This is a genomic window from Metabacillus sp. KUDC1714 (assembly GCF_014217835.1).
GTDB lineage: Bacteria > Bacillota > Bacilli > Bacillales > Bacillaceae > Metabacillus > Metabacillus rhizosphaerae.
In genome coordinates this window covers 2,055,001-2,060,000 of record NZ_CP055263.1, presented here as the reverse complement: position 1 = coordinate 2,060,000, position 5,000 = coordinate 2,055,001, and the positions used below count along the sequence as shown (strand labels likewise).

The following is a 5,000-nucleotide window of genomic DNA, read 5'->3' as shown; positions in this document are numbered from 1 at the left end:
AATGACCCTCCACGGTTGAGCCGTGGGCTTTCACATCAGACTTAAGAAACCGCCTGCGTACGCTTTACGCCCAATAATTCCGGACAACGCTTGCCACCTACGTATTACCGCGGCTGCTGGCACGTAGTTAGCCGTGGCTTTCTGGTTAGGTACCGTCAAGGTACCAGCAGTTACTCTGGTACTTGTTCTTCCCTAACAACAGAACTTTACGACCCGAAGGCCTTCATCGTTCACGCGGCGTTGCTCCGTCAGACTTTCGTCCATTGCGGAAGATTCCCTACTGCTGCCTCCCGTAGGAGTCTGGGCCGTGTCTCAGTCCCAGTGTGGCCGATCACCCTCTCAGGTCGGCTACGCATCGTTGCCTTGGTGAGCCGTTACCTCACCAACTAGCTAATGCGCCGCGGGTCCATCTGTAAGTGATAGCCGAAACCATCTTTCAATTCTGAACCATGCGGTTCAAAATGTTATCCGGTATTAGCTCCGGTTTCCCGGAGTTATCCCAATCTTACAGGCAGGTTACCCACGTGTTACTCACCCGTCCGCCGCTAATCTCAGGGAGCAAGCTCCCATTGATTCGCTCGACTTGCATGTATTAGGCACGCCGCCAGCGTTCGTCCTGAGCCAGGATCAAACTCTCCAATAAAGTGTTTGATATAGCTCATAAATTTGTACTATATAGTACGTTGTTTTGTTAATTAAAAATTAACGTTGGCACGCTTGGTTTTGTTTAGTTTTCAAAGATCATCGTTTATAGCAACTTTATTACAATACCAAACTTCTTAATATAAAGTCAAGAAGTTTTTAAAAAAATGGTGGAGCCTAGCGGGATCGAACCGCTGACCTCCTGCGTGCAAAGCAGGCGCTCTCCCAGCTGAGCTAAGGCCCCAAAGAAAGTTTTAGGTAATGGTCGGGAAGACAGGATTCGAACCTGCGACCCCTTGGTCCCAAACCAAGTGCTCTACCAAGCTGAGCTACTTCCCGATATATGGCGCGCCCGAGAGGAGTCGAACCCCTAACCTTTTGATCCGTAGTCAAACGCTCTATCCAATTGAGCTACGGGCGCATTTTTGTAAGTGGTGCCGAGGACCGGAATCGAACCGGTACGGTAGTCACCTACCGCAGGATTTTAAGTCCTGTGCGTCTGCCAGTTCCGCCACCCCGGCACTTACTAAGAGCGGAAGACGGGATTCGAACCCGCGACCCCCACCTTGGCAAGGTGGTGTTCTACCACTGAACTACTTCCGCAATATTTAATTGGTGCGGGTGAAGGGACTTGAACCCCCACGTCACAAGGACACTAGATCCTAAGTCTAGCGCGTCTGCCAATTCCGCCACACCCGCAAGGTGTGTAAATGGTGAGCCATGAAGGACTCGAACCTTCGACCCTCTGATTAAAAGTCAGATGCTCTACCAACTGAGCTAATGGCTCATTTTTCAATGAGTAGATAATAAGTGGTGCCGGCAAGAGGACTTGAACCCCCAACCTACTGATTACAAGTCAGTTGCTCTACCAGTTGAGCTACACCGGCACAATAAGTTAATAATGGTGGAGGATGACGGGATCGAACCGCCGACCCTCTGCTTGTAAGGCAGATGCTCTCCCAGCTGAGCTAATCCTCCATTAAAATTATTAAATTAACATAAACCTGGCAACGTCCTACTCTCACAGGGGGAAACCCCCAACTACCATCGGCGCTGAAGAGCTTAACTTCCGTGTTCGGCATGGGAACGGGTGTGACCTCTTCGCTATCGCCACCAGATATTAGTAAATATTATTTTGAACGACATTTACTATTATATTATTTTTTCAAAAAAAATCAAGAGATTTTTTAGGTTTTTTTCAAAGGATATATTCCTTCAAAACTAGATAACGATACACAATTCAATTCACTTCGTTTAACGCTTTTATTAGGTTAAGTCCTCGATCGATTAGTATCTGTCAGCTCCACACGTCACCGCGCTTCCACCTCAGACCTATCAACCTGATCATCTTTCAGGGATCTTACTAGCTTACGCTATGGGAAATCTCATCTTGAGGGGGGCTTCATGCTTAGATGCTTTCAGCACTTATCCCTTCCGCACATAGCTACCCAGCTATGCCTTTGGCAAGACAACTGGTACACCAGCGGTGCGTCCATCCCGGTCCTCTCGTACTAAGGACAGCTCCTCTCAAATTTCCTACGCCCACGACGGATAGGGACCGAACTGTCTCACGACGTTCTGAACCCAGCTCGCGTACCGCTTTAATGGGCGAACAGCCCAACCCTTGGGACCGACTACAGCCCCAGGATGCGATGAGCCGACATCGAGGTGCCAAACCTCCCCGTCGATGTGGACTCTTGGGGGAGATAAGCCTGTTATCCCCGGGGTAGCTTTTATCCGTTGAGCGATGGCCCTTCCATGCGGAACCACCGGATCACTAAGCCCGACTTTCGTCCCTGCTCGACTTGTAGGTCTCGCAGTCAAGCTCCCTTGTGCCTTTACACTCTACGAATGATTTCCAACCATTCTGAGGGAACCTTTGGGCGCCTCCGTTACATTTTAGGAGGCGACCGCCCCAGTCAAACTGCCCACCTGACACTGTCTCCCAGCCCGATAAGGGCTGTGGGTTAGAATTTCAATACAGCCAGGGTAGTATCCCACCGACGCCTCCACCGAAGCTAGCGCTCCGGCTTCTCAGGCTCCTACCTATCCTGTACAAGCTGTACCAAAATTCAATATCAGGCTACAGTAAAGCTCCACGGGGTCTTTCCGTCCTGTCGCGGGTAACCTGCATCTTCACAGGTACTATAATTTCACCGAGTCTCTCGTTGAGACAGTGCCCAGATCGTTACGCCTTTCGTGCGGGTCGGAACTTACCCGACAAGGAATTTCGCTACCTTAGGACCGTTATAGTTACGGCCGCCGTTTACTGGGGCTTCGGTTCAAAGCTTCGCTTACGCTAACCTCTCCCCTTAACCTTCCAGCACCGGGCAGGCGTCAGCCCCTATACTTCGCCTTGCGGCTTCGCAGAGACCTGTGTTTTTGCTAAACAGTCGCCTGGGCCTATTCACTGCGGCTTTTCCGGGCTATTCACCCTAAAAAGCACCCCTTCTCCCGAAGTTACGGGGTCATTTTGCCGAGTTCCTTAACGAGAGTTCTCTCGCTCACCTTAGGATTCTCTCCTCGCCTACCTGTGTCGGTTTGCGGTACGGGCACCTCTCACCTCGCTAGAGGCTTTTCTTGGCAGTGTGGAATCAGGAACTTCGGTACTATAGTTCCCTCGCCATCACAGCTCAGCCTTATACGACAACGGGATTTGCCTCGTTGTCAGCCTAACTGCTTGGACGCGCATATCCAACAGCGCGCTTACCCTATCCTTCTGCGTCCCCCCATTGCTCAAATGGTGAGGAGGTGGTACAGGAATTTCAACCTGTTGTCCATCGCCTACGCCTTTCGGCCTCGGCTTAGGTCCCGACTTACCCTGAGCGGACGAGCCTTCCTCAGGAAACCTTAGGCATTCGGTGGAGGGGATTCTCACCCCTCTTTCGCTACTCATACCGGCATTCTCACTTCTAAGCGCTCCACTAGTCCTTACGGTCTAGCTTCACAGCCCTTAGAACGCTCTCCTACCACTGTTCTAAAAGAACAGTCCACAGCTTCGGTGATACGTTTAGCCCCGGTACATTTTCGGCGCAGAGTCACTCGACCAGTGAGCTATTACGCACTCTTTAAATGGTGGCTGCTTCTAAGCCAACATCCTGGTTGTCTAAGCAACTCCACATCCTTTTCCACTTAACGTATACTTTGGGACCTTAGCTGGTGGTCTGGGCTGTTTCCCTCTTGACTACGGATCTTATCACTCGCAGTCTGACTCCTGAATATAAGTCTTTGGCATTCGGAGTTTGACTGAATTCGGTAACCCGTTGGGGGCCCCTAGTCCAATCAGTGCTCTACCTCCAAGACTCTAAATTCAAGGCTAGCCCTAAAGCTATTTCGGAGAGAACCAGCTATCTCCAGGTTCGATTGGAATTTCTCCGCTACCCACACCTCATCCCCGCACTTTTCAACGTGCGTGGGTTCGGGCCTCCATTCAGTGTTACCTGAACTTCACCCTGGACATGGGTAGATCACCTGGTTTCGGGTCTACGACCACGTACTCTTTCGCCCTATTCAGACTCGCTTTCGCTGCGGCTCCGTCTCATCAACTTAACCTTGCACGGGATCGTAACTCGCCGGTTCATTCTACAAAAGGCACGCCATTACCCATTAACGGGCTTTGACTACTTGTAGGCACACGGTTTCAGGATCTATTTCACTCCCCTTCCGGGGTGCTTTTCACCTTTCCCTCACGGTACTGGTTCACTATCGGTCACTAGGGAGTATTTAGCCTTGGGAGATGGTCCTCCCTGCTTCCGACGGGATTTCTCGTGTCCCGCCGTACTCAGGATCCACTCTGGAGGGAACGAAGTTTCAACTACAGGGTTGTTACCTTCTTTGACGGGCCTTTCCAGACCTCTTCATTTACTTCGTTCCTTTGTAACTCCGTATAGAGTGTCCTACAACCCCAAGAGGCAAGCCTCTTGGTTTGGGCTAATTCCGTTTCGCTCGCCGCTACTCAGGAAATCGCGTTTGCTTTCTCTTCCTCCGGGTACTTAGATGTTTCAGTTCCCCGGGTCTGCCTTTATTACCCTATGTATTCAGGTAAAAATACTACTCCATTACGAGCAGTGGGTTTCCCCATTCGGAAATCTCCGGATCAAAGCTTACTTACAGCTCCCCGAAGCATATCGGTGTTAGTACCGTCCTTCATCGGCTCCTAGTGCCAAGGCATCCACCGTGCGCCCTTAACAACTTAACCTTCGACATTAAAAATGTCATTTAAATCAATCATTAAGAGAATCACTAAACTAAGCGTTTAAACTCAGTGAATTACTTGAATTGTTATCGTTATCTAGTTTTCAAGGAACATAAAGCACAGGATGTGCAAATGCTAGATGCATTTAAACTCCTATGTCTTT

At 50.1% G+C, this 5,000-nt stretch carries 9 tRNA genes and 3 rRNA genes (1 of these 12 running past the window's edge); all 12 read right to left on the bottom strand.

Features of this window, described 5'->3' with window-relative positions:
* Positions 1-643 (bottom strand): 16S ribosomal RNA (locus HUW50_RS09730) (it extends 907 nt beyond the left edge of the window).
* Between the two features lie 167 nt (positions 644-810).
* Positions 811-886: transfer RNA gene (locus HUW50_RS09725), tRNA-Ala, on the bottom strand.
* Positions 887-904: 18 nt separating this feature from the next.
* Positions 905-981, bottom strand: a tRNA-Pro gene (locus HUW50_RS09720).
* A 5-nt stretch (positions 982-986) separates the two neighbouring features.
* Positions 987-1,063: transfer RNA gene (locus HUW50_RS09715), tRNA-Arg, on the bottom strand.
* Between the two features lie 11 nt (positions 1,064-1,074).
* Positions 1,075-1,163: transfer RNA gene (locus HUW50_RS09710), tRNA-Leu, on the bottom strand.
* 10 nt (positions 1,164-1,173) lie between these two features.
* Positions 1,174-1,245 (bottom strand) — tRNA-Gly (locus tag HUW50_RS09705).
* A gap of 10 nt (positions 1,246-1,255) precedes the next feature.
* Positions 1,256-1,341, bottom strand: a tRNA-Leu gene (locus HUW50_RS09700).
* A 12-nt stretch (positions 1,342-1,353) separates the two neighbouring features.
* Positions 1,354-1,429: transfer RNA gene (locus tag HUW50_RS09695), tRNA-Lys, on the bottom strand.
* A 24-nt stretch (positions 1,430-1,453) separates the two neighbouring features.
* A tRNA-Thr gene (locus HUW50_RS09690) sits at positions 1,454-1,529 on the bottom strand.
* Positions 1,530-1,544: 15 nt separating this feature from the next.
* A tRNA-Val gene (locus HUW50_RS09685) sits at positions 1,545-1,620 on the bottom strand.
* Positions 1,621-1,644: 24 nt separating this feature from the next.
* Positions 1,645-1,760: ribosomal RNA gene (rrf, locus tag HUW50_RS09680) — 5S ribosomal RNA — on the bottom strand.
* 149 nt (positions 1,761-1,909) lie between these two features.
* A 23S ribosomal RNA gene (locus HUW50_RS09675) occupies positions 1,910-4,840 on the bottom strand.
* Positions 4,841-5,000 lie beyond the last annotated feature (160 nt).